General features: G+C 73.3%; 15 protein-coding genes. 5 read left to right on the top strand and 10 right to left on the bottom strand.

Features of this window, described 5'->3' with window-relative positions:
- Nucleotides 1-5: 5 nt before the first annotated feature.
- The 8 genes from FH608_RS16785 to FH608_RS16750 all read right to left on the bottom strand — a co-directional run bounded on the left by FH608_RS16785 (nt 6) and on the right by FH608_RS16750 (nt 16,899).
- The gene (locus tag FH608_RS16785; RefSeq protein ID WP_139631410.1) at nt 6-1,427 is read right to left on the bottom strand and encodes an ATP-binding cassette domain-containing protein; all 1,422 of its coding nucleotides are present in this window, start codon (nt 1,425-1,427) and stop codon (nt 6-8) included.
- Nucleotides 1,427-2,206, bottom strand: coding sequence for an ABC transporter permease subunit (locus tag FH608_RS16780; protein WP_139631409.1), 780 nt, complete (start codon nt 2,204-2,206; stop codon nt 1,427-1,429). The genes FH608_RS16785 and FH608_RS16780 overlap by 1 nt, the downstream gene beginning before the upstream one ends.
- Complete coding sequence (locus FH608_RS16775) at nt 2,203-3,150, bottom strand: ABC transporter permease (protein WP_139631408.1); 948 nt, start codon at nt 3,148-3,150, stop codon at nt 2,203-2,205. The genes FH608_RS16780 and FH608_RS16775 overlap by 4 nt, the downstream gene beginning before the upstream one ends.
- A 4-nt stretch (nt 3,151-3,154) precedes the next feature.
- Complete coding sequence (locus tag FH608_RS16770) at nt 3,155-4,666, bottom strand: ABC transporter substrate-binding protein (protein WP_139631407.1); 1,512 nt, start codon at nt 4,664-4,666, stop codon at nt 3,155-3,157.
- Nucleotides 4,667-4,685: 19 nt separating this feature from the next.
- Complete coding sequence (locus tag FH608_RS16765) at nt 4,686-11,243, bottom strand: type I polyketide synthase (RefSeq protein WP_226899599.1); 6,558 nt, start codon at nt 11,241-11,243, stop codon at nt 4,686-4,688.
- A complete protein-coding gene (locus FH608_RS16760) occupies nt 11,240-14,938 on the bottom strand; it encodes a non-ribosomal peptide synthetase (protein ID WP_139631406.1) in 3,699 nt (1,232 codons plus the stop codon). Before FH608_RS16760 ends, FH608_RS16765 begins: the two co-directional genes overlap by 4 nt.
- Nucleotides 14,939-15,875: 937 nt before the next feature.
- Complete coding sequence (locus tag FH608_RS16755; protein WP_226899598.1) at nt 15,876-16,433, bottom strand: recombinase family protein; 558 nt, start codon at nt 16,431-16,433, stop codon at nt 15,876-15,878.
- 160 nt (nt 16,434-16,593) lie between these two features.
- Nucleotides 16,594-16,899, bottom strand: coding sequence for a DUF1330 domain-containing protein (locus tag FH608_RS16750; protein ID WP_139631405.1), 306 nt, complete (start codon nt 16,897-16,899; stop codon nt 16,594-16,596).
- A gap of 225 nt (nt 16,900-17,124) precedes the next feature.
- Between FH608_RS16750 and FH608_RS16745 the strand changes: the two genes are divergently transcribed.
- From FH608_RS16745 to FH608_RS16730, 4 genes are all read left to right on the top strand, one after another.
- Complete coding sequence (locus tag FH608_RS16745; protein WP_226899597.1) at nt 17,125-17,412, top strand: winged helix-turn-helix transcriptional regulator; 288 nt, start codon at nt 17,125-17,127, stop codon at nt 17,410-17,412.
- 260 nt (nt 17,413-17,672) lie between these two features.
- The gene (locus FH608_RS54725) at nt 17,673-18,110 is read left to right on the top strand and encodes a hypothetical protein (RefSeq protein WP_449867010.1); all 438 of its coding nucleotides are present in this window, start codon (nt 17,673-17,675) and stop codon (nt 18,108-18,110) included.
- Between the two features lie 271 nt (nt 18,111-18,381).
- On the top strand, nt 18,382-18,882 hold the full coding sequence (locus FH608_RS16735; RefSeq protein ID WP_139631402.1) for a SigE family RNA polymerase sigma factor: 501 nt from the start codon (nt 18,382-18,384) through the stop codon (nt 18,880-18,882).
- A complete protein-coding gene (locus FH608_RS16730; protein WP_139631401.1) occupies nt 18,879-20,189 on the top strand; it encodes a TolB family protein in 1,311 nt (436 codons plus the stop codon). Before FH608_RS16735 ends, FH608_RS16730 begins: the two co-directional genes overlap by 4 nt.
- A 263-nt stretch (nt 20,190-20,452) precedes the next feature.
- On the opposite strand, the gene FH608_RS16725 is transcribed toward FH608_RS16730, so the two are convergent.
- On the bottom strand, nt 20,453-21,064 hold the full coding sequence (locus FH608_RS16725) for a TetR/AcrR family transcriptional regulator (protein WP_139631400.1): 612 nt from the start codon (nt 21,062-21,064) through the stop codon (nt 20,453-20,455).
- A 94-nt stretch (nt 21,065-21,158) separates the two neighbouring features.
- Between FH608_RS16725 and FH608_RS16720 the strand changes: the two genes are divergently transcribed.
- Nucleotides 21,159-22,661, top strand: a complete 1,503-nt coding sequence (locus tag FH608_RS16720) for a carboxylesterase/lipase family protein (protein WP_226899595.1) — start codon at nt 21,159-21,161, stop codon at nt 22,659-22,661.
- Here the strand turns inward: FH608_RS16720 and FH608_RS54385 are convergent.
- A complete protein-coding gene (locus tag FH608_RS54385) occupies nt 22,558-23,370 on the bottom strand; it encodes a methyltransferase domain-containing protein (RefSeq protein ID WP_226899627.1) in 813 nt (270 codons plus the stop codon). The genes FH608_RS16720 and FH608_RS54385 overlap by 104 nt on opposite strands.
- Nucleotides 23,371-23,436 lie beyond the last annotated feature (66 nt).

Below are 23,436 nucleotides of genomic sequence, written 5' to 3'. Positions count from 1 at the left end.
GGTGTTCATGGATGCGCGCTCAGGTCCTGCTCGTGCAGGGCCCCCGCGTTCAGGCGCAGGACCCGGTCGGCGCGGGCCGCCACCTCCGGGTCGTGTGTGGCCAGGAGCACGGCGAGGCCCTCGCCGCGCAGCCGGTCCAGGAGGTCGAGCAGCCGCGTCGCGGTGGCCGGGTCCAGGGCCGAGGTGATCTCGTCGGCGAGCAGGACGGCGGCGCCCGGGGCCACCGCACGGGCCACGGCGGCGCGCTGGCGCTGGCCGCCGGAGAGCCGCCCCGGGCGGCGTGCCGCGTGCTCGGCGTCCACGCCGAGCTCTGCCAGGAGGCGAAGGGCCCGCGCCCGTGCGGGGGTGCGCCCCAAGCCCGCGAGCGTGCGCAGCGGGCGGGCGACCGCCGTCACGGCCCGGTGGGCGGGATTGAGCTCGTCGCGGGGGTTCTGGCCGACGAACTGGATGCGGCGCAGCTGGGCGCGGCTGCGCTCGCTCGCCAGGTACGGCAGGGGCCCCGCGGCATCGGCCGCCGAGAGGACCAGGGTCCCCGCGGCGGGCGGGTGCAGCCCGGCGAGGGCACGGAGCAGGGTGCTCTTGCCGCTGCCGGACGGTCCGAGCAACGCGACGAGCTCTCCGGCGTGCACGGTCAGGTCCGCGCTGATGAGCGGGGGCCCGCCCGCCGGGTGGTCCAGGACGAGCCCGCGTACGGTCAGCACCGCGGGCGTGCCCGTCCGCCGGGCTGCGATCGCCGGGCTGCGCGCCGGGGCGACGGCGGCGATCTCCGTCACCTCGTCGGCGAGGTCCTCCACCAGTCTCCGGTCGTGGGAGACCAGTACCGTGACCCGTGACGGGTCGCCCCGTCGCCGGCGCACGGCCTCGGCGGCGAGCCGCACGCAGTCCGGGTCCAGGCCGCTGGTGGGCTCGTCCAGCACCAGGAGGGGCGGGTCCCCGGCCAGGGCGCGGGCCAGCGCGGCCCGCTGGGCCTGCCCGCCGGAGAGCCGGCCCGCAGTCCTGGCGTGCAGGGCAGGATCGAGACCGAGGCGTTCGAGCAGTGCGGCGGCCTCGGCGCGTACGGCGGTTCCCGTGGCGCCGCGGTCGGCCAGGGCCTCGGTGACCTGGTCGAGCACGGGCCGCCAGGGGTCGAGGGTGGAGGCGGGGTCCTGGGCCAGCCAGCCGACCCGGGTGAGGCGCCAGCGGCGGCCGGCCCGTCCGGCGGGCACCGGTCCGCCGCGCCAGCGCACCTCACCGGCCGCGAGCCGCAGCCCCGGCGGCAGGCAGCCGAGCAGGGCCCTGAGCAGCGTGGTCTTCCCGCCGCCCGAGGGTCCCGTCAGCGCGAGGACGCGGCCGGGCACGGCATGCGCGCTCAGGTCGTCGAGGACCACGCGACCTGAAGGGCCGGTGACGCGGACCCGGTCGCCGCGCAGTCCCTCGTGCGCGGTCATCAGGTGTCCCCCGTTCCGAAGGCGTGGCGGAGCCCGGCGTGCGCGGCGGCGGCGACGGCCAGGGAGAGCAGGGCCAGCAGCAGCGCGGGAGCCGCCAGCGCCGCGGGGTTGAGCGCGGCGCCCGCCAGGTTCTCGCGGAGCATCGCGGCCCAGTCCCCCGTGGCCGGCGCGTCGGTGAGGCCGAGCACGGCCAGCGCGGAGGCCAGCTGCAGCGCGGTGACGAAGCGCAGCCCGAGGTCGGCGGCCAGCACCCCGGCCACGGCGGGGAGCACCTCGCGCAGCAGCACCTCGAGGGTCCGCTCGCCCCGCAGCCGCGCCGCCCGGACGTATCCGCGTTCCTGCACGCCCGCGGCGGCGTCACGGACCACCCCCAGCGTCAGCGGCGCTCCCGCCAGGACCGTGGCGATCACGACGGCCGCGTCCCCGGGCAGGGACACGGCCACCACCAGCGCGGGCAGCAGCACCGGCACGGCCAGCAGCAGGTCGGCACCGGTCGCGATCACGCGGGACCCGCTCCACCCGGCCAGCAGCCCGCCGAGCGTGCCGGCGAGGGTGGCGGCCACCGCCGCCACGAGCGAGAGGGCCAGGAGGTGCCGCCCGCCCGCCAGCAGCCGCGAGAACACGTCCCTCCCGAGGACGTCGCCCCCCAGGAGGTGACCGGCGGAGCTCGCCTGCCACGGCGCGGTCACGGGTGCGGCCGGGTCGTAGGGGGCCAGGGCCGGCCCCAGCAGGGTCACCGCGACGACGACGGCCGCGAGCACGAGCGGGATCCTGCTCACGACGGCCGCCGCACCGGCACCAGATCGGCGAGCAGCAGCACCGCCAGCACGGCCGCGGCCGACCCGAGCGCCAGCAGCTGCACCACGGGCGTGTCCCGGGCCGCCACCGAGCTGACCAGCAGCTCGCCCGCCCCCGCGTAGCCGAAGACCGTCTCCACCAGGGCGCTGCCCGCGGTGAGCCCGCCGACCACGACGGCCAGCACCCGCAGCGCGGGCGCGGCGAGCACGGGCAGCACATGACGGCGCAGGATGCGACCGGCCGGCACACCGCGGATGAGGGCATCCGTCACGTACGGCCTGCGCAGGGCGTCGGCCACCGCGCCGCCGAGCAGCGCGACACCGAACGCGGCCGAGGGCAGGGCCAGCGTCAGGACGGGAAGGAGCACGATCGACGGATCCGGCGGACCGCCGCCCGCGGGCAGCAGCGACACCGGCGGCACCCATCCCAGCACCCCGCTGAGCAGCGCCGCGAGCGCCGCCGCCACGACGACCTGGGGCACCGCGGTGAACGCCGTCGCCAGGCCGCCGCCGGCGTCGCCCGGACGGCGCAGCGCCCGACGGCCGGCCAGCGCGCAGCCCAGCAGGACCAGCAGGGCGGTCAGCACGAAGGCCGGCCCGGCCAGCACCGCCGTGGCGGGCAGCCGCCCGCCGACCACATCCACGACGGGGCGGCCGCTCAGCAGGGACCGGCCCGCGTCACCGTGGAGCAGCGCCCACGCCCAGCCCGCCCAGCGCTCCCAGCCCGGCCGGTCGAGCCCGCGCTCGGCGCGCAGCTCGGCGAGCTGCGCCGCCGAGGCCCGACCGGCGCCCACGGCGTCGGCGGCGTCCCCCGGCAGCAGCTCCGTGGCGGCGAACACCGCGGCCGAGACCGCGGCCAGCAGGCCGACCGCCCGTAACGGCGCCAGGACGGCACGAGACAGCCCCGCCGTCAGGGAAGGACGCACCGGCTCAGCCCGCCTCGCCGAGCCGGACGCCGTCGAGGAGGAAGCGCTGGAACCCCGGCCCCGTGGGCAGGCCGTGGACGGCGGGCGACGTCAAATCCAGTCCCTCGCCGAGACCCCACACGACGTAGCCGCCGTCCTTCCACAGCTGCTTCTGCAGCGCCCCGAGCCGGCCGTTACGGTCGGCGTCGTCGCGAACGGCGAGCGCCTCGGCGAACGCCTTGTCCCACGCGGGCCGCTTCCAGGCGGTCTCGTTCGTCGGTGACGTCGACAGGAGCGCGACCCTGGCCACGTCGGTGAAGGGGATGCCGCCGAAGTAGCCGGTGTAGAAGTCGGCCTTGCTCCACACGTTCGTGAAATACGTGTCCGGCGGCTCGTTGCGGACGGTGGCGGTGACGCCGATGTCGGCGAGCTGACGCGCGTACAAGGCGGCGGCGCTGTCCATGCCGGGATACGACGTGGTGGTCCGCAAGGTGACCTCCAACCCGTCCGCGTGCCCGGCGGCGGCCAGGAGCTCCTTGGCCCGGGCCACGTCGCGGGGCCGCTGCGCCAGGTCCTCGGGATAGGAGGCGTCGTACGGGGTGGGCAGGTCGTTGGCGACCTTCCCGTACCCGAGGAAGACGGTGTCCACCAGGGCCTGGCGGTCGGCGGCCAGCTTGAACGCCTCGCGGACCCGCGGGTCGTCGAAGGGCTCGCGGTCCAGGCGCATCACGAACGGGTACTCGGTCACGGCCGTGCGGCGCACCACCCGGACGCCCGTGCCCGCGGATCTCGCGGCGGCAGGGCTGACGCTGCCGGCCACGTCCGCCTGGCCGGAGGTGACCGCGGCCGCCCTGGCCTGCGGGTCGGCCACGGCCCGGATCTCGACGCCGTCCAGGCTCGGGCGGGGCCCCCACCATGTGGGGTTGCGCGTCAGCACGGCGCTCCGCCCGTCCCCACGCGCCATCCGGTACGGCCCCGAGCCCGGCACGGGCCTGCCGAAGTCCTCGCTGCCCTCGGGGACGACGAACGTGACCGATTCCAGCGCCTCCGGCGCCAGAGCGGTCGGGGTCCTGCTGACCAGGACGACGGTGTGGTCGTCGGGCGCGGTGGAGGCCTGGGTGTCGAACGACGCGAGCCTGCCGTAGTTCTCGGCCGCCTTGCGCTCGATGCGGCGCAGGGAGTAGAGCACGTCGGCGGCCCGTACGGGGCGGCCGTCGGTGAACGTGGCGTCCCGGCGCAGCCGGAACGTCCAGCGGGTGAGCGTCCGGTCCGGCTCCCAGGAGGTGGCCAGGCGTGGTCTGGCCGTGCCGTCGTCCCCGGGCACGGTCAGGACGTCGTAGACCAGGGAGAAGCGCAGCGCGTCCGACTCGTTGGCCAGACCGCCGTGCGGGTCGTTGCTCGCGGCGGCGGGGCTGCCCGCGGCCACGTACCGCAGAGTACTGGTGCCGGCCGAGGTGGTCGGGGGCGGGGCCGAGCAACCGGCGACGAGCACCGCGAGAGCGATCAGCAGGGCAGGTCGTCGATGCTTGAAGGTCATGGATTCCTCTTCCGGAGGGTCAGGGCTCGCGAAGGAGCTCGCCGAGCAGTTCCGCGACACGGCGCACGGCGGGCGCGCGGAGCAGGGAGTAGTGGTGCGCGTCGACCGGCTCCGCCTGCAGCCCGGGCAGGAACGGGCTCCAGCCGAGGTCGTGGTGGTCGGGCACGTCGTCGACGCCCATGCCGATCCCGGCGTTGAGCGGGGACGGCAGCGCGGCGCGGACGAGGAGGGCCCGGGTGCCGCCGCCCAGGCGGCGGGCCCGGTGCTCGCCGAGGACGCGCAGGTGGCGGGTGAAGACCTCCAGCCGTTCCGCCACCGAGTCGCGGGCGCCGAGCAGCCCGGCCCGCCGCAGCATCCCGGAGACCTCCTCCGGCAGCTCCGCCTCGGGCAGCGCCGCCAGGCGCGCTTCCAGATCGGACACGTCGAGGTCCGCACCGCGAAACGCCTGAAGGGAGCGCAGGTACCGGGCGGCCGCGTGCGCGTCCGGCCTCTCGGCGGGCAGCGGGCGGATCCGGTCGGGGACGTTCGAGTCCAGCATCGCCAGCAGCTCGACCCTCTCGCCCCCCTCGGCCAGGCGGCAGGCCATGAGCTGGGCCAGGGTGCCGCCCATGGACCAGCCGCCGAGCGCGTACGGACCGGCGGGCTGCCAGGCGCGCACCGCCCGCACGTACAGATCGGCGAGGCCCTCCATGTCGCCGGGCGGCGAGATGCCGGCGAAGACGGGGTCGATCAGGCCGACGACCGCGCGGTCGGTGTCGAGCAGGCGGGCCAGCTCCGCGTAGCAGAGCACGTCACCACCGGACGGATGCACGAGGAACAGCGGGCGCGGATGGGCGCCCTCGCGCAGCAGCAGCGTCAGGTCTCCGTACGTGCTCTCCCAGGCCGAGGGGTCGTCGGCCAGGCGGCGCACCTCGGCCACATAGCGTTCGAAGGCGGCATCGGCCTGGTCCGCCGGGAGGGCGGTCTCGGCCACGTCCCACTGCAGGAGCAGCTCTCCGTGCTGGACGAACGCCTGGTGGTCCAGCCAGACCTGCGGCGTCTGGCTGACCCCGTGGACGGGGGTGCCGACCCAGTCCAGGTCATGGCCGCCGTCGAGCAGGTCGTCCAGGCCGAGCGCGCTGGTGAAGACGACGGGCGCCTGGGCCGGCCGGCCCGCGCGGGCCGACTGCTCCGCCAGCACGTCCAGGGCCGAGAAGTCGCGATGATCGAGATCCTGGAACAGCCTGCGCTGGGCGGCCCTGGCACGCTCGGCGAACGCCATCGGGGTTCTCCGGTCCACCTCGTGCAGCAGGAGCGAGGTGAAGTCGCCGACGACCTTGCCGACGTCCGGATGGATGCGCGGCCGGTCGAACAGGGTGAGGTTGACGCAGAACCGGTCGCTGCCCGACCAGGCGTGCAGCGCGTCACCGTACGCGGCGAGCAGCGCGGCCGTGGGAGTGACCGCGTGGCCGGCCGCCCGCTTCTTGAGCCGCTCCCAGACCTCGGCGGGCAGCCTGGCGCTGCGCCTGGCGAACCTCGGGGCCGCCGCGTCGCCGTCCCGCACGGGCAGCGCGGGCGGACCCGGCAGGTCATCGAGCCTGGCCCGCCAGTACCCGGCCGCCGCTCCAGACGTCCTCTCCTGCATCGCGCGTACGCAGGCCGCGAAATCCGTGCCGATCGGCGGCAGGTCAGGGCCGCCGTCGTGCTCGTAGAAGTGCCGCAGTTCCCGGTCGAACAGGAGGTAGCTGGCGGTGTCGCAGACCAGCACGTCCACGCTGACGAACAGGCGGACCGTTCCCGCCGGCAGCAGGGCGGCGCGCAGTTCGACCAGCGGCCAGCGGTCGGGGCGCGGTGCCCGGTGCGACAGCTGTGCCCTGAGCGCGGCCAGCCGGGCCGCCGGATCGGCCTCTTCGCGCAGATCGTGCACGCGGATGCGGTATCCGGGCACGCGGTCCAGGATCCGGTTGCGGCCCTCGGGGGTGATGACGGCGCGCAGCATCGGGTGACGGGCGATGACCCGGTTCCACGCCCGCTGGTAGCGCGGGATGTCGAGATCGGGGCAGTCGTATTCCAGGTAGAAGTGGCACGCCGTGCCGCCGTGACGGTATCCGCCCGCGCCGCCGACCCAGTACGCGTGCTGCACCCGGGTCAGCGGGAAATCGGTCTCCCCGGCCGAGGCGGGTTCCGAGACCTGGACCGGGCCGCCGGAACCGCCGTCCGGCAGCAGCCGGGCAAGCGCCGCCACCGTCGGCCTGGCCAGCAGGTCGCTCAGCCGCAGCGGCACGCCGTGGTCGTCGGCCAGCCGAGCCAGCATCCGGGTGGCCAGCAGCGAGTGCCCGCCCAGCGCGAAGAAGTCCGCGTCGCGGTCGTTCACCGGAAAGCCGAGCAGCTCGGACCAGCAAGCGGCCACGAGCCGCTCCGCCGGACGCCACTCACCGCTCTCCCCCTCCGAGAGCGCCTCCCCGGAGCCCCCCTCCGAGAGCGCCGCCCCGGAGTCCGGTGCCGCGCTGTCGAAGGCCAGGCGGGCGGCCAGATCGGCGGGCGACACGGCCACCACGGGCGGAGCGCTGCCGTCGGCCACGGCCGCGAGGACCCGATCGAGGGCACGCATGCCGTCGGCGGCGCCGATGGAGTGCGCGGAGGCGACCGTGCGCTCCCGCCCGGCCGGGCCGACCCGCCAGCCGTCCCAGGCCACGCTGACCCACCGGGTGCCGGTACCGGTTCCCGCCCGCTCGGCGACGGCGTCGAGCGCGCGGTTGGCCGCCGCGTACGGCCCGAGCCCCAGCCCGCCGACGGCGGCGGTGGCCGACGACATCAGCACGACGGCGCGCGGCCTGACCTGCTCGGGCAGCGCGCCGATGGCCTCCTGCAGCGCGACGGCGGCGCCCACCTTGGCACGGGCGTGCGCGTCGGCGACGCCGGCGTCGAGCTCCCGCAGCGGGCCGATCCCCGCGGAGGCGACCACGCCGGCGCCGTGGACGACGAGGTCGAGCCGCCCGTGCCGGCGCGCCACGCCGTCCAGCAGCGCGCGGGTCGCCGCGGGGTCGGCGGCGTCCGCGACCTCGATCTCCACCTCCAGCCCGAGCCCGGCCAGCCGCCGGAGCCAGGCCAGCCGCTCGGCGTCCCGGCTCCCGGGAGCGGCCTGCTCGGGAATCCCCGTCCGGGACGTCAGCACCACCCTGACCCCCTGACCGGCCAGGTGCTCCGCCATCGTGAACCCGACGTCGCCCAGACCGCCGAGGATGACCGCCACCGAACCCCGCCGGGACCCGTCCGCGACCGTCGCAGGCCGCCAGGGCGCGAACGAACGCAGCCACCGCGACCCGCCTCGCACGGCGATCTCCGCGGCGCCGGGTCCCGGCTCGGCCGCGCTCCCCTCCTGCCGGGTCCCGGCGGCGGCGAGGTCGGCGGCCTCGGCCACCACGGCGCGCACGTCCACGGAGCCGCGGGGCAGATCGACGGACCGCCACGTCAGCCCTGGGCTCTCCTGGGCGAGGACACGTGGCAGCGCCCGCACCGCCGCCGCTGCCGGGTCCAGCAGGTCGGAGCTCTCCACCCGCTCGCCCCCCGCGGTCACCAGCAGCAGGCGCCGCGGTGGGTCGGGGTGCGCGGCCAGCAGGGCGGCGAACCGCCCGAAGCCGACGACGGCATCGCGGACTCGACCGCCAAGGCTCCTGCCCTGGTCCTGGCGACCGTCAAGGCCCTCGCCCTGGCCCTGGCGACCGTCAAGGCTCTCGCCCCGGCCCTGGCGATCGACGACGTAGACGGCCGCCGCACAGCTCCCACCGGGGAAATCGGCGGTGGTGACGGGCTCGGCCCCGGCACGCGCGAAGGCGTCGGCCAGTTCGGCGGTCCCGCCGACGACCAGCCACCGCTCGCCGTCCGGGAACCGGGGAGCCGGAGCCGGGACCGCCCGGTGCCACACGGGGATCTGCAGCAGGTCCCCGGTGGACGGCGCGGCCACCGCGGCCCGATTGGGCGGGTCGGTCCACAGGCGGCGGCGCCGGAACGGATGGCCGGGCAGAGCGACGCGGCGCCGTCCCGGCCGGTGCAGGGCCGCGGCGTCGAGCGGCACGCCGTACGTCCACAGTTGTCCCGCGGCCGCCAACGCGGCGGCCCTGTCCTGCTGGTCGTCGCCAGGCGCCGGGAAGGTGGCCAGGGCGGCGCGTAGCGCGGGCAGGCCGTGCCGGCGGGCGGCGACGATCAGCCCGCTGCCGGGGCCGACCTGGACGAGGACGGTGGGCGAGTCCCCCACGGCGGTGCGCACGGCACCGGAGAAGCGCACTGTGGAGCGCAGGTGACGTACCCAGTGCTCGGGATCGAGCAGCACGTCGCCCGCCCAGTCCCCCGTGAGCGTGGTCACCAGCGGCACCGCCGGCTTGCGCGGCGACAGACGTCCGGCGGCCCGGCGAAGCGCGGGCATGACGGGCTCGACGAGACGCGAATGGGCGGCGGCGTCCAGATGCAGCCGCGTGGCGTCGACGCCTTCCGCGCGCAGCTCCTCGTGGAGACGGTCCACCGCCTCGGCCGGCCCCGACAGCACGCACGAGTCGGGAGCGTTCACGACAGCCAGGTCGAGGTCGGGGTGGCGGCCGAGCAACCCGACGACCGCTTCCTCCGGCAGGGACACCGCGAGCATCGCCCCCGCCGCCGCGGCCATCCCGGTCGACCGGACCGCCACCAGGGACGCCGCATCCTCCATCGGCAGAGTGCCCGAGACCACAGCCGCCGCGTACTCGCCGAGGCTGTGGCCGAGCACGGCGTCCGGCACGACCCCCCACGACTCCAGCAGCGCCGCAGTGGCCACGCTGACGGCGAACAGCGCGGGCAGCCCGATCCCGGCGTTCCGGGCCGCGATCCGTGCCGCCGGGTCGTCGCGGCGGGCGAGAATCAGCTCCCGCACGTCAGCGCCCAGGAGCGGCGCAAGCGCCTCGGCGCACCGGTCGACCGAATCAGCGAAGACCGGCTCGTCGCCGTACAGGCCGGAACCCATGCCGGCGTACTGCGCGCCCCCGCCGGGGAACGCGAACACCACCCGGGGCGCGGTCTCAGGCACGGTGGCGGGCACGGCGGCGGGCACGGCGGCGCGCAGCGCGCCGGGGACGTCAGCGGGGCCGGTGACGGCCGCGGCCAGGCGATGGGCGAACGCCTTGCGTCCAACATGCAGCGTGTACGCGGCGTCGGCGACCTCCCGCCACTCGCGGGCCGCGAGCTCCTCGGCCGCCTGCCCGAGCTCAGAGGCGGAACGAGCCGAGACCAGCAGCAACTGGGGACGATCGTCCGCCGGGGCCGGCGGACGAGACGGAGCCTCTCCGAGGACCACGTGGCAGTTGGTGCCGCCGATGCCGAACGCGCTGACGCCCGCGTACCGGGGCCCCTCCCACGGCCCGGTCGCCACGGCCACCTCGAACGGCGAGCCGTCCAGCTCCAGCGCCGGGTTCAGCGGCTTGGCGCCGAGCGAGGCCGGGATGACGCCGTGGCGGACCGCGAGCACGGCCTTGACGAACCCCGCGATCCCGGCCGCGGAGTTGGCGTGCCCGATGTTGCCTTTGACCGAACCGAGCGAGCACCACGCCGGTCCCTCCGGACCGAACACCCTGCGCAGGGCGGCCACCTCGACGGCGTCGCCCAGGGGCGTGGCGGTGCCATGCGCTTCGACGTACCCGACGGCGCGGGGCTCGACCCCGGCGACGGACAGCGCCTCCGCGATGACCCTGGCCTGCCCGCGCACCGAAGGCGCGGTGAAGCCGACCTTGTCGGCGCCGTCATTGTTGACCGCCGAACCGAGCAGCACGGCCAGCACCTCGTCACCGTCGGCGAGCGCATCGTCCAGGCGGCGCAGCACGACGGCCCCCACGCCCTGGGAGAAGACGATGCCACTGCCCTCCGCCGAGAACGGCCGCACCCGGCCGTCGGCGGAGAACATCGCGTCGGGCACGTGCAGATACCCGTGCCCCTGCGGGACCGTCAGCGACACCCCACCCGCGAGCGCGGTGTCGCACTCGCCGTTGAGCAGCGCCTGCGCGGCGACGTGCACGGCGACCAGGGAGGTCGAACACGTGGTGTTGACCGCGAGCGCCGGCCCCGTGAGCCCGAGCCGGTACGCGACATGGAGCGGCAGGTAGTCGGCGACGGTGGCCATCGCCGTCTGCAGACTGCCGACCGGGTCCGCGCCGCCACCCGTGGGATCGTAACGATCGCGCAGGTTCGACATGAGATAGGAGCTGTGCGCGGCCCCGGCATAGACACCCACCGTGCCCGCGCCCGCGCCGCCCCCGTGACCGGAGGACTCCAGCGCCCGCCAGCAGCACTCCAGGAAGAGCCGCTGCTGCGGGTCGGCCAGCGCGGCCTCCGCCTCGGTCATGCCGAACAGGTCGGGGTCGAACTGATCCTGGCCCTCGATCAGCCCGCCGACCGGGACGTATCCCGGCCTGCTCAGCAGAGCCGGGTCCACGCCTCTGGCCAGCAACTCGCTTCTCCCGAAGCGGGTCAGGCCCTGCCTGCCCTCGACCAGCATGCGCCAGAACGACTCCCCGTCGGGCGCACCGGGAAAACGGCAGTCCAGGCCGACGACGGCGACGGCGACGGCGGCGTTCAACGCGCAACCTCCTCGGCGTGCGCGCGGGCACGCAGCCTCGACCCACGGGCCGTCGCCGGATCCACGCCGCGAGCGGGCTCGGAGTCCGCGACGCGGGCAGGCTCCCGTGGCGCCGTACGGCCGGCGATGTGCGCCGCCAGGGCACGGGCCGTGGGCCTCTCGAAGAGGTCCACGACGGAGAGCGCGGGAGCCAGGCGGCGCAGCTCGCGGTGGGCCAGGACCAGGGTGATCGACGTGGCCCCGAGGTCGAAGAAGGTGGCGTCGGGATCGATCGGGTGTCCCAGCAGCTCCTCGAAGACGGAGAGGACAGACCTCAGCACCTCAGGATCAGCCGGGGCACCGCCTTCTCCGCCGGTTCCGCTCGGCCCGTCCGGTGAGGCGGGTGAGATCTCCGTGACCGGCGTCCGGAACCTCGACGAGGGCCCCGACGCGCCGGGACGTATCGTCAGGACCAGCTCCAGACCGCGTTCCCGGGCCTCGCGAAGAACCCGCGCCGTCCAGTCCGCGAGATCCTGCGTGCCGTCCGGCCGCACGTCCACGTGCTCCTCATCGAGTTTCCCGGCAGCCTTCTCAGCCTCGGGGCTGCTCCCCCGCGCGTACGGATCGGGCAGGGCGGCGTGGTCCACCTTGCCGTTGGCCGTGACCGGCAACCGGTCCAGGATCACCAGCCGGGCGGGCACCATGTACGCCGGCAACCGCTCCCGCAGAGCCGCGGTCAGCCGTTCCTCGGCCAGAACCTCCTTCCCGGCCACGTACGCGACCAGCCTCGGCCGCCCGTCCGCCCCGCGGACGGTGGCCGCGACGCACGCCCGGACCCCCGGCTCCCGGGCCAGCACGGACTCGATCTCGCCCAACTCGATGCGGTGCCCACGGATCTTGACCTGACGGTCCACCCGGCCCAGGAACTCGATCGTCCCATCGGGCCGCCACCGGCCCAGGTCACCCGTGCGGTACAGCCGCTCACCGAACCGCGGGTGCACCGCGAACCTCGCCGCGGTCTGCTCGGGATCCCCCAAATAGCCGCGGGCCAGCCCGTCACCGCCGATGTACAGCTCCCCCGGCTCACCCAGCGGCACCGGCACCCCGTCCTCGTCGAGGATGCGGAAGCTCTGCCCGCGCAGCGCCCGGCCGTACGGGATGCTCTTCCACGCCGGATCCACCTCCTCCACCGGATAGGCGATCGACCAGATCGACGCCTCGGTAGCCCCGCCCAGGCTGAACAGCCGGGCCTGGGGCGCGAGCGCGCGCAGCCGTTCGGGGAGCGTGACCGGGATCCAGTCGCCGGACAGCATCACCAGACGCAGCGAGCGCAGCTGCCGGCGGGCCGCGCCCGGGTCCAGTTCGGCGTACTCGACGAGCATCTCCAGCAGCGCGGGCGCGGTGTTCCACACCGTGACGCCGTGCCGCTCGGCGAGTTCCAGCCAGTGCTCCGGGTCGCGCTGGCGGGCCACCTCCGGCAGCACCAGCGCCCCGCCCGCACCCAGCACGCCGAAGACATCGAAGACCGACAGGTCGAAGCTGAGCGCCGACAGCCCCAGCACGCGGTCCCGGTGGTCGATCGCGAACCGGTCCACGATGTCGTCCACGGTCGTGCGGGCCGCGCGGTGCTCGACGGCCACACCCTTCGGCGTTCCGGTCGAGCCGGAGGTGAAGATCGCGTACGCCAGCCGGCCGGGCGCGGGCCGTTCCCGGACCCGGCCGCTGACCAGGGAAGGACCGTCGCCCACCCGATGGACGGTCACGCCGTCGGGCCAGGTGACCGGGCCGCCCTCGACGGCGATCGCGTACGTGATGCTCGCCTGCCGGCACACGGAGGCGACCCGGGCGGCGGGCCAGGACGGCTCGACGGGCACGTACCAGGCGCCCGCGGCGGCGACCGCCAGGACGGCGGTGATCTGGTCGAACCCCTTGTCGAGGGCAACGGCGACCGGTTCGCCCGGCCTGATCCCCGCCGCCATCCTGCCGACGGCCTCCGCCAGCTCGCCGTGCGCCATCGCACCGCCGGGCCCCAGCAAGGCCGGGGCGCCGGGGCCACGGCGGGCCGCCTCGGCCCACGGGTCGTCGAGCAGCGGCCCGGCTCCGGGGAACGGCACGCACTCCAGCGGCTCATCAGCGTGAAAGCCCGGATCGACGGCCAGGGTCGCGGACGTCCAGGCGGCCGGATCCGTCAACCTGCGCAGCAGGCGCACCTCGGCGTCGAGACACCCCCGGACCCACTCCCCGGGAAGCGCCGTCTCCACGACGTCCCAGGCAATCCTCAGCGGCCCGCCGTCGTCCCGCACGATGTGGTCGAGCAGCACCTGCGGAGTCTGCGACACGCCGAACACCTCCTCCCCCAGCCAGGCCGTGGCCTCCTCATCGGCCAGCCCGACGCCGCTGGTGAAGACCACCGGATGCGCCGGCACACCGCTCGTGCGTCCCACCGCCCGCAGCGCCTCGACACCGGAGACGGCACGGTGCTCCAGATCGGTCCAGAACCGCTCATTCACCTCGGCCGCCCATGCGGAGAAGGTCCACGGGCCCGAGAGGTCGGGGACCGGAATGCCGACGAGGGCCGTCGTGGTGAAGTCACCCACCACGTCACGCAACTCCGGACGGTCGGGGCGGTCGAAGAGCGTGACATTCAAGCAGAAGGCCTCGGACGCGCCCCGCCGATGCAGGGTGAGAGCGAACGCGGCGAGCAGCACGCCGGTCGGGCTGAGCCCATGATCGGCCGCGCGGGCCCGCAGCAGCTCCCACTCCTCGGCGGCGAGCCGACCCTCATACCGGGCGAACCTCGGCACACCGACCTCCTCGATCGGCACGGCCAGCGGCAGCACCGGCCCAGGCGGCAGATCCGGCGCCCGCTCGGCCCAGTAAGCGCCGGCCACAGCCCGGCGCTCGCGCTCCTCGGGGTCCGATTCGCGCTCTTTCACCACGGTGGGAAAGTCAATGGCGCACGGCTGCGGCCGCGCCACGGGGTCAGCCACCAGCTCACCCCACTGACGCATCACGAGCAGCCAGCTCGCCATGTCGAGCGCCAGGATGTCCATGCCGACGAACAGCCGCGTCCGGCCGTCAGGCAGCAGCGCGGCATGGATGTCGAACAGCGGCCAGACACCGCTCGGGCGGAGCTGATGGGACCGCTCCGCGCGCAGCCTGTCGAGTGCCTCCCGGGCCTCCTCAGGAGATGCCTCACGCAGGTCGCTACGGCCGAAGAGATAAGGGCCGGGCGACGGGAGGATGCGTTGCCTGCCGTCGTCGCCGACCACCATGCGCAGCATGGCATGGTGGTCGACCAGCACGTTCCACGCCTGCTCCAGCCGGTCCAGATCGGCCTGTCCGTCGTCGGGACGGCGGTCGTACTCGTGGAAGAAGAACGTGGCGACGCCGCCCAGCGGGAACGCCGGATCCCGCCCCACCCAGTAGGCCGACTGCGCGGCCGTGAGAGGGAAGCCGGCGTCCTCCGGCGCGACCCGCCGCGCGATCGAGCGCGCTGACGTCCGGCCCAGAAACGTCGCGATCGGCAGGTCCGCTCCTGTGCGCTCGCGCAGCCTGCGGCGCAACCGTACGGCCGTGAACGACTCCAGGCCCAGCTCCGTGAGCTTCGCGTCCGGATCCACCTCCCCTTCCTCGATTCCGAGCACCTGTGCCACGCACGAGACGACCTCGTCCAACGACGGGCACAACGCATCAGGCAGCGGAAAAGGGGTCACCAGACCTCCACGTATGTGGGCGGGGCATCGATCCAAGAGGCCGACAAGTCAGCTGATGTCATATCTAGCACCGATGAAAACGGTTATCAATACCGTTGTCGTGTCGAAGACTACACGATCATCCGCCCGGACCTCGCCCCGCCGCCTGGGCGACCTCCCGACGGGAAGGACTGACCCGTGGCGGTGTCGCCGGAGCGATCAGTCGGCACGCCGTGGACCCTTGGCAAGGACGACGGGGAGATCGCAACCACCTCGCCGGGCCGTTGGCGAGGCGACATTGGATCCGAGCCTCCCCCGGCCGCCGCTCTACAGCGCCCGTCGATCAGGGTGCGCCAAGCGAGGCATTGCCGATTTGGCCGTGGGATCGCAATGGCTGCTCGACGGTGACGGCGCGGTGACGTCACGCCTCCGAGTGCCTGAGGCGGTGGATGAAGACGGGCGAAGCCCGTTTCGTTTTTCGATCGGGTTGACTTGATCCAGCCAACCGCCTTTACATTGTAGATTTCCAACTCATCCGGATCGCCTGCGACGCCACGGCCACCCACATGCGGTGGAAGGCCGTGGCTCAGGGCAGCGTCTACAACCGCCAACGGCAACAGCGGCCGCTGCATCGACGTCCCCGGCTCCCCCACCACCTGAGGCACCCAGCTCCAGCAATGGGGCTGCGGCGACGGCACCAAGACCAACCAGCAGCGGACCGTCTCCCCCTCCACCGCCGGCAACAACCCCACGCTTCGGGGTATGCCTCGCGCTTGGCGTGCTCGGCGAGCGCCCGGTGGATGCTCGCCACCGAGGGGTTCTGCCCCTGGCGCTTGCCGGTAGGGACGATCAGGTCGGGCTGGATCTGCTCGACGGACTCGCCGCCAGCGCGGCGGCGCAGCACGGTGTGCAGCATGTCGTCGGTGATGACCGGGAGCCGGCGCCGCCGTGCTTGCCCTTACGGGCCGCGGTGTCGATTCCTTCGAGCGTGGACTCGCGGATGTTCTTCCGCTCGGTCTCGGCCATCGCGGCGAACAACGCGGACGGCGGCTTGCCGGGCCCGGTGGGGTCGTAGATGCCGGTCAGCGGGCCCGGCGAGCATCTCCAGGACGAGGCCGTGGGCGGTGAGATGGTCGGCGAGCGCGGTGAGTTCGGCGGCGTCGCGGCCGAGCCGCTTCATCTCGTACACGGTGAAGATGACCCGGCAGTGCGGGGCGCGGACCTTGACCTCCCGCACGGTCCGCAGCGCCTCCTCGAACTCGGGGCGTACGCGGACGCGGGTGCTGATCTTCTCGTTGAAGATCTTGTCCCTCGAAATGCGGTGCTTGCTGAGCGCGTCGAGCTGGGAGTCGAGTTCCTGCCCGAGCGTCGAGCAGCGGGCGTAGCCGACGCGGATGTCCGCGCTCGGCAGGTCCGAGTCGATCGGCGCAGGCGGTGGGGTGCCCGGCCGCAACGGCTGCCCCGGCCTGCAGTCGGCCGGGGTCGGCACCCTCAGCGCCTTCTTCAGGCGGGGCACCAGGGTGAAGCGGCGGGTGTGGCAGGCGGAGGTCGCTGGTCGGGCGCGTCGGTTGTCTGCGTTCGTGATCCCAGTCGGCCCGGGCCTCGTCTCGTGAGCCGTCGTTCAGCACCGTGTGCGTATCAGATGACGAACGCTCGGCGATGGCTGGGCCCGCCGGTCAGTCGATGCCTTCGATGATGCGGAAGTCGCGCTCGACGCCGTCGGGGAGGGCCACCAGCGCCTTCTGGTATGCCTCGCTCTCGTATGCCGCGACGGCCTGCTCGAAGCTGTCGAACTCGATCAGAACGACGCGTTGCGTGTTTCCGGCCTCGTGGGCGACGATTCGACCGCCACGGGACGGGAGGAGGGACAGGGTGCGCCCGCCCCCAGCCTGGACAGCCGGACCGGCCAGCTTGTCGTAGGCAGTCAGACTCTCAGGGTCGGAAATGGCGGGGTAGACACTGACCCAGTAGCCCTTGGCCATGGAAACCTCCTGTGTTGGGCCGGACACGTCCGGACTTCGAATTGACGCTCAGATCGATCGATCCCGGCGGCGGAGCACGGCTCTTCCGTCGAGATCGTTTCGAAATTAGAAACGCCCGATGGATGTTAGTGTTTCGGATAACGAAACGCAAGGAGGCGTATGCCAACGCCGCGCCCAGGAACACCGGTTCGTGGATCGACGACCGGCCGTCCGATCATGGCCGCGATGGACCTGTTCGGCCGCCGGTGGGCGCTGCGCATTCTCTGGGAGCTCCGCTCGGGCCCGCTCGGCGCCCGCGCGCTGCTGGCACGATGCGAAGGCATGTCCTCCAGCGTCCTCTACCAGCGGCTCCGCGAACTGGCATCGAGCGGGATCATCGCCCCTTCGGCCGATGGCTACGAGCTCACTCGGCTGGGCACAGAACTCGGTCACGCCCTCCGTCCGCTCGACGAATGGGCGGCCATCTGGGCGCAGGAGCAAGAACACGTCGATCAGGAGCCCACGGAGACCTGAAGATGACGCCCAACCAGGGTGGCGGTGATGTAACGGCCCCCGACTCGTGGACACGCGGGTTCACGCGGCCCGCGAAAAACCTTCTGGCGCTGGCTCGTCGCCGCGCAGCGGATTGAAGTCGAGGTCCAGGCGGGGGTCGTAGGCGGCTGGTTCGTCGCCGAGTTCGATCTCGGCGATGTCGAGACGGGCGCGGCGTCTCCGGCGACATCTACGCCGGAGCCGCGGGCGCCGAGTCGTGGTCATCGGCCGCCGGCGGCGCGATGCATGGCGAAGCAGCTCCGGCGACCAAGGTCGAGTCGTTCAACCGGTTCTCCCAGTGGGTCGGCTTCGGTAACGGCGGCGTGATCGCCGGCAACAACCCCGTCGAGCAGGAGAAGACCGCGAAAAGCGTTCGGCGGCGATCCCGATCGGGTGACCATCCTCGGCGACTCGGCCGGTGCCGGCTCGATCGCCGCGCAGATGGTCATGCCGAGCGCGAAGGGGCTGTTCCGGCGGGCAACGCGCTGGAGGCCAGGATGCGCCAGTACGCGGAGAGCTGGGGCTCGTTCGCGTACACGCTCACCACCTTCTCCCCCGTCGTGGACGGCGAGGTGCTGCCGGAGGCGCCGTGGCAGGCGCTGGCGGGCGGCGCGGGCCGCGACGTGGACCTGATCATCGGGCACAATCGCCACGAGTACCGCCTTCGCCACCTCCGGTGATCCAGGCTGGCCCGCCTACGACCCTCGGGAGCGCCTGACCCGGGTCTTCGACACCGGCCCGTCGGTCACGGCCTACCCGCAGGAGACCTCATGCCGTCTCTGGCAGGACCAGACCTTCGGGCCGCTCCCCAGGGCATGAAAGGCGCTCGCGACCGGTTGCGGTCATGGCCATCGCCGGGCAGTCCCCAAGATCCCGAGAAGACATTCGCCGGGCGATGCAACATCTTCGCCCCTTCGGCCGTCTGGAACGTGACTACCGAAGGGACTACAAGTGGATGACGAGCCCGGCTTCGACGACTTCGTGGCAGAGCAGACGGACGCGCTGCTCCGCTACGGATACGTCCTGACCGGAAATCCTCATGACGCCGCCGACCTGGTGCAGGAAGCTCTGGTACGGCTGTGCGGCGCCTGGCCGAGAGTGAGACGCAAGGACAGCCCGCACAGCTACGTCCGAACCACGATGGCGCGGTTGCACATCAGCGTCTGGCGGCGGCACAGGCGTGAACATCTCACCGAAGAGCCGCCGGAGCGGGGTCACCACGAAGTCTTCCCTCCCGACGAGGAACAGGGTCTCTGGGAAGAGCTGTCCGCGCTGCCCCGCAGACAGCGGGCCGTGCTGGTACTGCGCTACTACGAACAGCTCAGCGACGCCGAAATCGCCAAGGTGCTCGGCATCTCTGCCGGAACCGTGCGCAGCCAGGCCTCCCGGGGCCTGGACAAGCTGCGTTCCTCCCTCTTCTCCTCGCCGGCGACCCTCAGGAGCATGCAGTGACCGATCTGGAAGACAAGCTGAGCGGCGTCCTCTCCGGGGCGGCGCAACGTGCGCCGCAGGCGCCGGCCGGGCTGCTCGCGACGGTGAAGACGCGCCATCGCCGGCGGCGGGCCAGGACCGCCGCCGTGCGCGCGGCCGCCGCCGTGGTCCTGGTGGCAGGCGGAGTGGGTGCGGCCGTGAGCGCTCTGGGCGCGGCGGCCGAGCCGCACCCCGCGGTGAGCGCGACCGGCGAGGCCGTGCCGACGGCGGACAAGATCCCGCCACCCATCGAGAAGGTGTGGCCGCAGGCCCTGCACAAGATTCCGGCCAAGCTGCCCGACGGCCGCGCGTACTACCCGCAGCTGCTCCTCGACGATCACACGCTGCTGGTCATGACGGGCGTCAGAGACGGGACGCGTCAGTTCCTGTGGAGCTACGACCTGGGCACCGGCCGGCCCAGGCGGATCGCCGAGATCCCCCCGACGAAGGGATCGGCGATCTTCGCCGACGGCGTCGCCGCCGGTGGCGGCAGCATCGTCTGGTGGGCGTCCTACAAGGAGGCGGGCAGCCCGCGGGTCGCCCGGATCTGGACGGTGCCGGCCGCCGGCGGCCGGCCTCGGGTGGTGACCGACGTCCCCCTCGGAAACGTCATGAAGCAGGGGCACATCAACGGGCTGACGGTGGCGGGCTCGGACGTCGTCTTCGCGTACGAGAAGGGCGGGGTTTACCGGGTCCCCCTGAGCGGGGGTTCGCCGCAACCGGTGAAGGGCGCCGAGCGGCACCACATCCTGCAGTGGCCATGGGTGGGCGTCCATCACGGAAAAGCGATCTTCAGCGAGCTGCTCAACGTCGAGACCGGTGAGCGGCGCGACGCCGTGGTCAAGCCGGACGAGGAGGTCCGGTGCGGCGTCGAGCGGTGCGCGGGCGTGGCCGTGCGGTACAAGACCGTCAAGGTCGAACCGCCCCGCGACCGCTCCGGCAAGGAGATCAAGTGCGGCACCCGCAAGTGCCCGGACACGGTGCAGAGCCAGACCATCCTGCGTAGGTTCGTCCGCGACCGCGACGGCTCCCACGAACGCGAGCTGCCCAGCACCTTCCAGCCAGGCGACGACGCCGGGCTGGAGCGCTTCTTCAAGGTCACGTTGTGGGGATCGGGAAACCAGGCCGTCCTGACGCTTTACGACGCCGACACCGGCAGGTCCGCCGATCTCGGCATACGGCCGGATGCGAAGGGAGCCATGGGGATCCCCGACGGCGGCCTCGACCGGCTGATGACCTACCCGATCAAGAACGAGATGTACGTCCTGGACCTGGCCGCGATCACGTAGGGCTGCACGAAGCCGTGTCCGCCATAGCTGACCGTCGACCTGTCAGACGCCCCTTTCGGGGTGCTGTTGATCTCGGCGTGAACCGGGTCGTTCGGCCGCCTGGTGCTGTGCCGGCTGGCGTGGAGGCCGCAGGCCAGGGCAGAGAGGCGCCGGTGCGAGCCTGAAGCCCGTCACTGTCGCCGCTGCCGTTCGCGGGATGGCTCGTCTCGATGCTGGTTGATGCGCGGCCACGGTCACGTAGGCGATCGGGCCGCCGGCCGTGGTCACGCACTCCGATCAATCTTGCTGAACAGCCTGTCCAGATGCAGATCGATCGCCGCGAGCGCGTCCCGGGGTTCGATCACGTCCAGTTCGATCAGAGGGGTGAAGCCGGTGAGGGCCAGGAGCAGGTTGGTCTCGGTCGCCGGGTCGCGGTCGGAGCCGATGTGGCCGTCGGCGACCGCCTGGCGGACCAGCTGCTCGACGAGGGCCCGGCCCTGGACCAGGCCGCGGCGCGCCTGCTCGTGGACGGCCTCGTCGTGCAGGGCCTCCAGGACGTAGGCGGCGCTCATCCGGCTGGTCGCGCGGGCGTCGGCGTGCAGGGGGAGCATTTCCGCGAGCGTCAGTCGCAGCACGTCACGGGGGTGCGGGCGGTCGCCGAGCTTCTCGAGCCCCTGGTCGACGCGTAGCGAGGTCTGCTCGGACGCGAAATCCATGGCGAAGGAGAGCATGGCGGCCCGGGAGGCGAAATAGTGCTGCAGCTGCCCGAGGGAGATGCCCGCCTCCTGCGCCACCACGCGCATCGTCAGGTGGGCGACGCCGCGCTGCTCCACCACCCGCCACAGCGCGCGGGCGATCGCCTCGCGGCGTCGGCGGTGATCCACCTGTTTCGGCATCGCCGTCCCGTCCTCCTACCCCCGGAGTCTTTCCCATACAGCTGACATAATACAGTTGACCTATAAGGCTCGTCCACTCGCGGAAGGAAGCGTCATGCCTGGACAACTGCCCGAACAGCCACGGGTGCGCACCACGGAAGGCGTGGTGCAGGGGCGCCGGCGGCAGCGGCACGCGGTGTTCCGCGGCATCCCCTACGCCCAGCCCCCGGTGGGAGCGCTCCGCTTCGCCGCGCCCGCGCCGCCGCACCGCTGGGAGGGGACGAGGCAGGCGGTCGAGTTCGGCCCCGTGGTGCCGCTGTCCCTGCCGATCGACGTGCCCCCGCAGGGCACCGACTGGCTGACGCTCAACGTCGGCACTCCGGACCCGGGCGCGGCAGGGCTACCGGTGCTGGTGTGGATCCCCGTGGGCGGCTACGTCTCGGCGGCGTCGAGCGACCCGATGTACGACCCGGCGGCGCTGGCCGAGGCGGGACTCGTCGTGGTGACCATCAACTGCCGCGTGGGCGTGGAAGGTTTCGCGTTCCTCGACGACGCGCCGCCCAACCGCGGATTCCTCGACCAGATCGCGGCGCTGGAGTGGGTGCAGCGGAACATCGCCGCCTTCGGAGGCGACCCCGACCTGGTCACCGTGGCCGGACAGTCCGCCGGGGCAGGGTCGGTCGCCGCTCTCCTGACGATGAAGCCGGCGCGCGGCCTGTTCCGGCGGGCCATCGCCCACTCGGTGCCGGGGCTGCACAGCACTCCCGCGCTGGCACGGCAGATCACCGCCGCATTCGCGGAGCGGCTCGGCGCGGCGGCGCCCACCGCCGCGGCCCTGCGCGACATCGACCCGTGGCACCTGGCCGCGGAGCTCACCTCCTTCAACTTCGGCCTCCATGCACACCGGGAGAGCTGGGGACGGATCACGGAGACCGGCACCGCCCTGTGCCCCGTCGTGGACGGCGAGGTCCTCCCCGAAACGCCCTGGCCCGCGCTGACCGGTGCGCGCGCGAGCGGGACCGAACTGCTCGCCGGCCACACCCGCGACGAGTTCCGCCTGTTCAGCGTCATGAGCGGACGGCGGGGCACCCTCACCGAGGAGGACGCCAGCACAGCCCTGCACCTGCTCGCCCCGCAGCCGCACGGCGCGCAGGCCTACCGTGCCGCCTTCCCGCAGGCCGGCCCGGAGGAGCTCGTGGAGACGGTGTACTCCGACGCCCTCTTCCGCATGCCGACGCAGAAGCTGGCCGAGGCGAACGCCGCGGCCGGCGGCACCTCGTACCTCTTCGAACTGCGCTGGACCGCCCCCGCCCTCGGCGGCACCCTGGGCGCCTGCCACAGCCTCGACGTCCCCCTGGCGTTCGGCACGCTGGACAGCCCCATCGCCGCGCAGCTCATCGGCGACGAGCCCACCCCCGAGGCCGTCGCGCTCTCCCACGAACTCCACGCCGCATGGGTCCGCTTCATCACCACCGGCGACCCGGACTGGGCCGCCTACCGGCCCGGCCAGCGGCTCACCCGCGTCCTGGACACCGTGCCCGAGACTCTGCCGTACCCCGAAGAGGTCTCCCGCCGGATCTGGGAAGGCCACTTTCCCGCCCCCTTCGATCTGCCGTAGAGGCGTCGGCGAGGTGCGGCCTGGTGCCTCCATCTCGCCAGCGGCCTCCGTCGCTCCGGTGAGGTCGTCGCGGTCGAGCGAGCGAAAGACCCGGAGTCCTGCTCCTCGCCGTCGGCCGCCGCTGGGCGGCTGTCCTCGCAACCCGGGCCGGCCCATCACCCCGGAATTTTCGGCCACCACCAAGAACAGCAAGGCCGAAGCCAGGAATGGCTGAGAGGCGAGGTCGTCGATCCATCCTTCGGCGTCGTCCGGCTTGAGACAGCCGGCATCGACGGCCCGGGCGACGTTGCGGCGCAGCCCGAAGAGGTGATCGGCGGTCGTGAAGTCGCGGAACACCGGCGCGGCCGTTACCACGGACCGCACCACGAGTCCCGCCTCCCCGCACACCCGGGCCAGGCTGCGGCCGATGGTCGCGTTGCGGATGATCTGTGCGATCAGGAACCGAACCAGCGCGCGGCTCACGGCCGGCTGAACGGGCCTCGGCGATCATCACGGGATCGCGGTCCACCCCGATGACCTGGCCGGCCGGCGCGACAGCGGTCGCCATCGCCGCCAGGTCGGTCCCCGGTCCGCAACCGATGTCGAGCACGGTCTGCCCGGGGTGCAGATCCAGCAGTTCCAGCACCTGCTGCTTGTAGTCCCGGCCGGCTGTGCTCGCGGCGACTTGGTCGAGATAGGCGATGGGATCCGGACGAGACCGGGAGTCCATGTTGATCATGCGCTCAGCCAACCAGACGCGGATGCAGCTCCGGGGGAAGAGATGTCGAGATCTCGT

Source organism: Nonomuraea phyllanthi, from assembly GCF_006334985.2.
Lineage (GTDB): Bacteria > Actinomycetota > Actinomycetes > Streptosporangiales > Streptosporangiaceae > Nonomuraea > Nonomuraea phyllanthi.
Note: the sequence above shows the minus strand (reverse complement) of the source record. Positions and strands in the feature narration are given on the sequence as shown.

What these genes read in the sequence shown, in the direction of transcription:
- FH608_RS16785 (WP_139631410.1), bottom strand. Translation starts at nt 1,427, where the DNA reads ATGACCGCGCACGAGGGACTGCGCGGCGACCGGGTCCGCGTCACCGGC.
- FH608_RS16770 (WP_139631407.1), bottom strand. Translation starts at nt 4,666, where the DNA reads ATGACCTTCAAGCATCGACGACCTGCCCTGCTGATCGCTCTCGCGGTG.
- FH608_RS16750 (WP_139631405.1), bottom strand. Translation starts at nt 16,899, where the DNA reads ATGGCCAAGGGCTACTGGGTCAGTGTCTACCCCGCCATTTCCGACCCT.
- FH608_RS16745 (WP_226899597.1), top strand. Translation starts at nt 17,125, where the DNA reads ATGGACCTGTTCGGCCGCCGGTGGGCGCTGCGCATTCTCTGGGAGCTC.
- FH608_RS54725 (WP_449867010.1), top strand. Translation starts at nt 17,673, where the DNA reads ATGCATGGCGAAGCAGCTCCGGCGACCAAGGTCGAGTCGTTCAACCGG.
- FH608_RS16725 (WP_139631400.1), bottom strand. Translation starts at nt 21,064, where the DNA reads ATGCCGAAACAGGTGGATCACCGCCGACGCCGCGAGGCGATCGCCCGC.
- FH608_RS16720 (WP_226899595.1), top strand. Translation starts at nt 21,159, where the DNA reads ATGCCTGGACAACTGCCCGAACAGCCACGGGTGCGCACCACGGAAGGC.
- FH608_RS54385 (WP_226899627.1), bottom strand. Translation starts at nt 23,370, where the DNA reads ATGGACTCCCGGTCTCGTCCGGATCCCATCGCCTATCTCGACCAAGTC.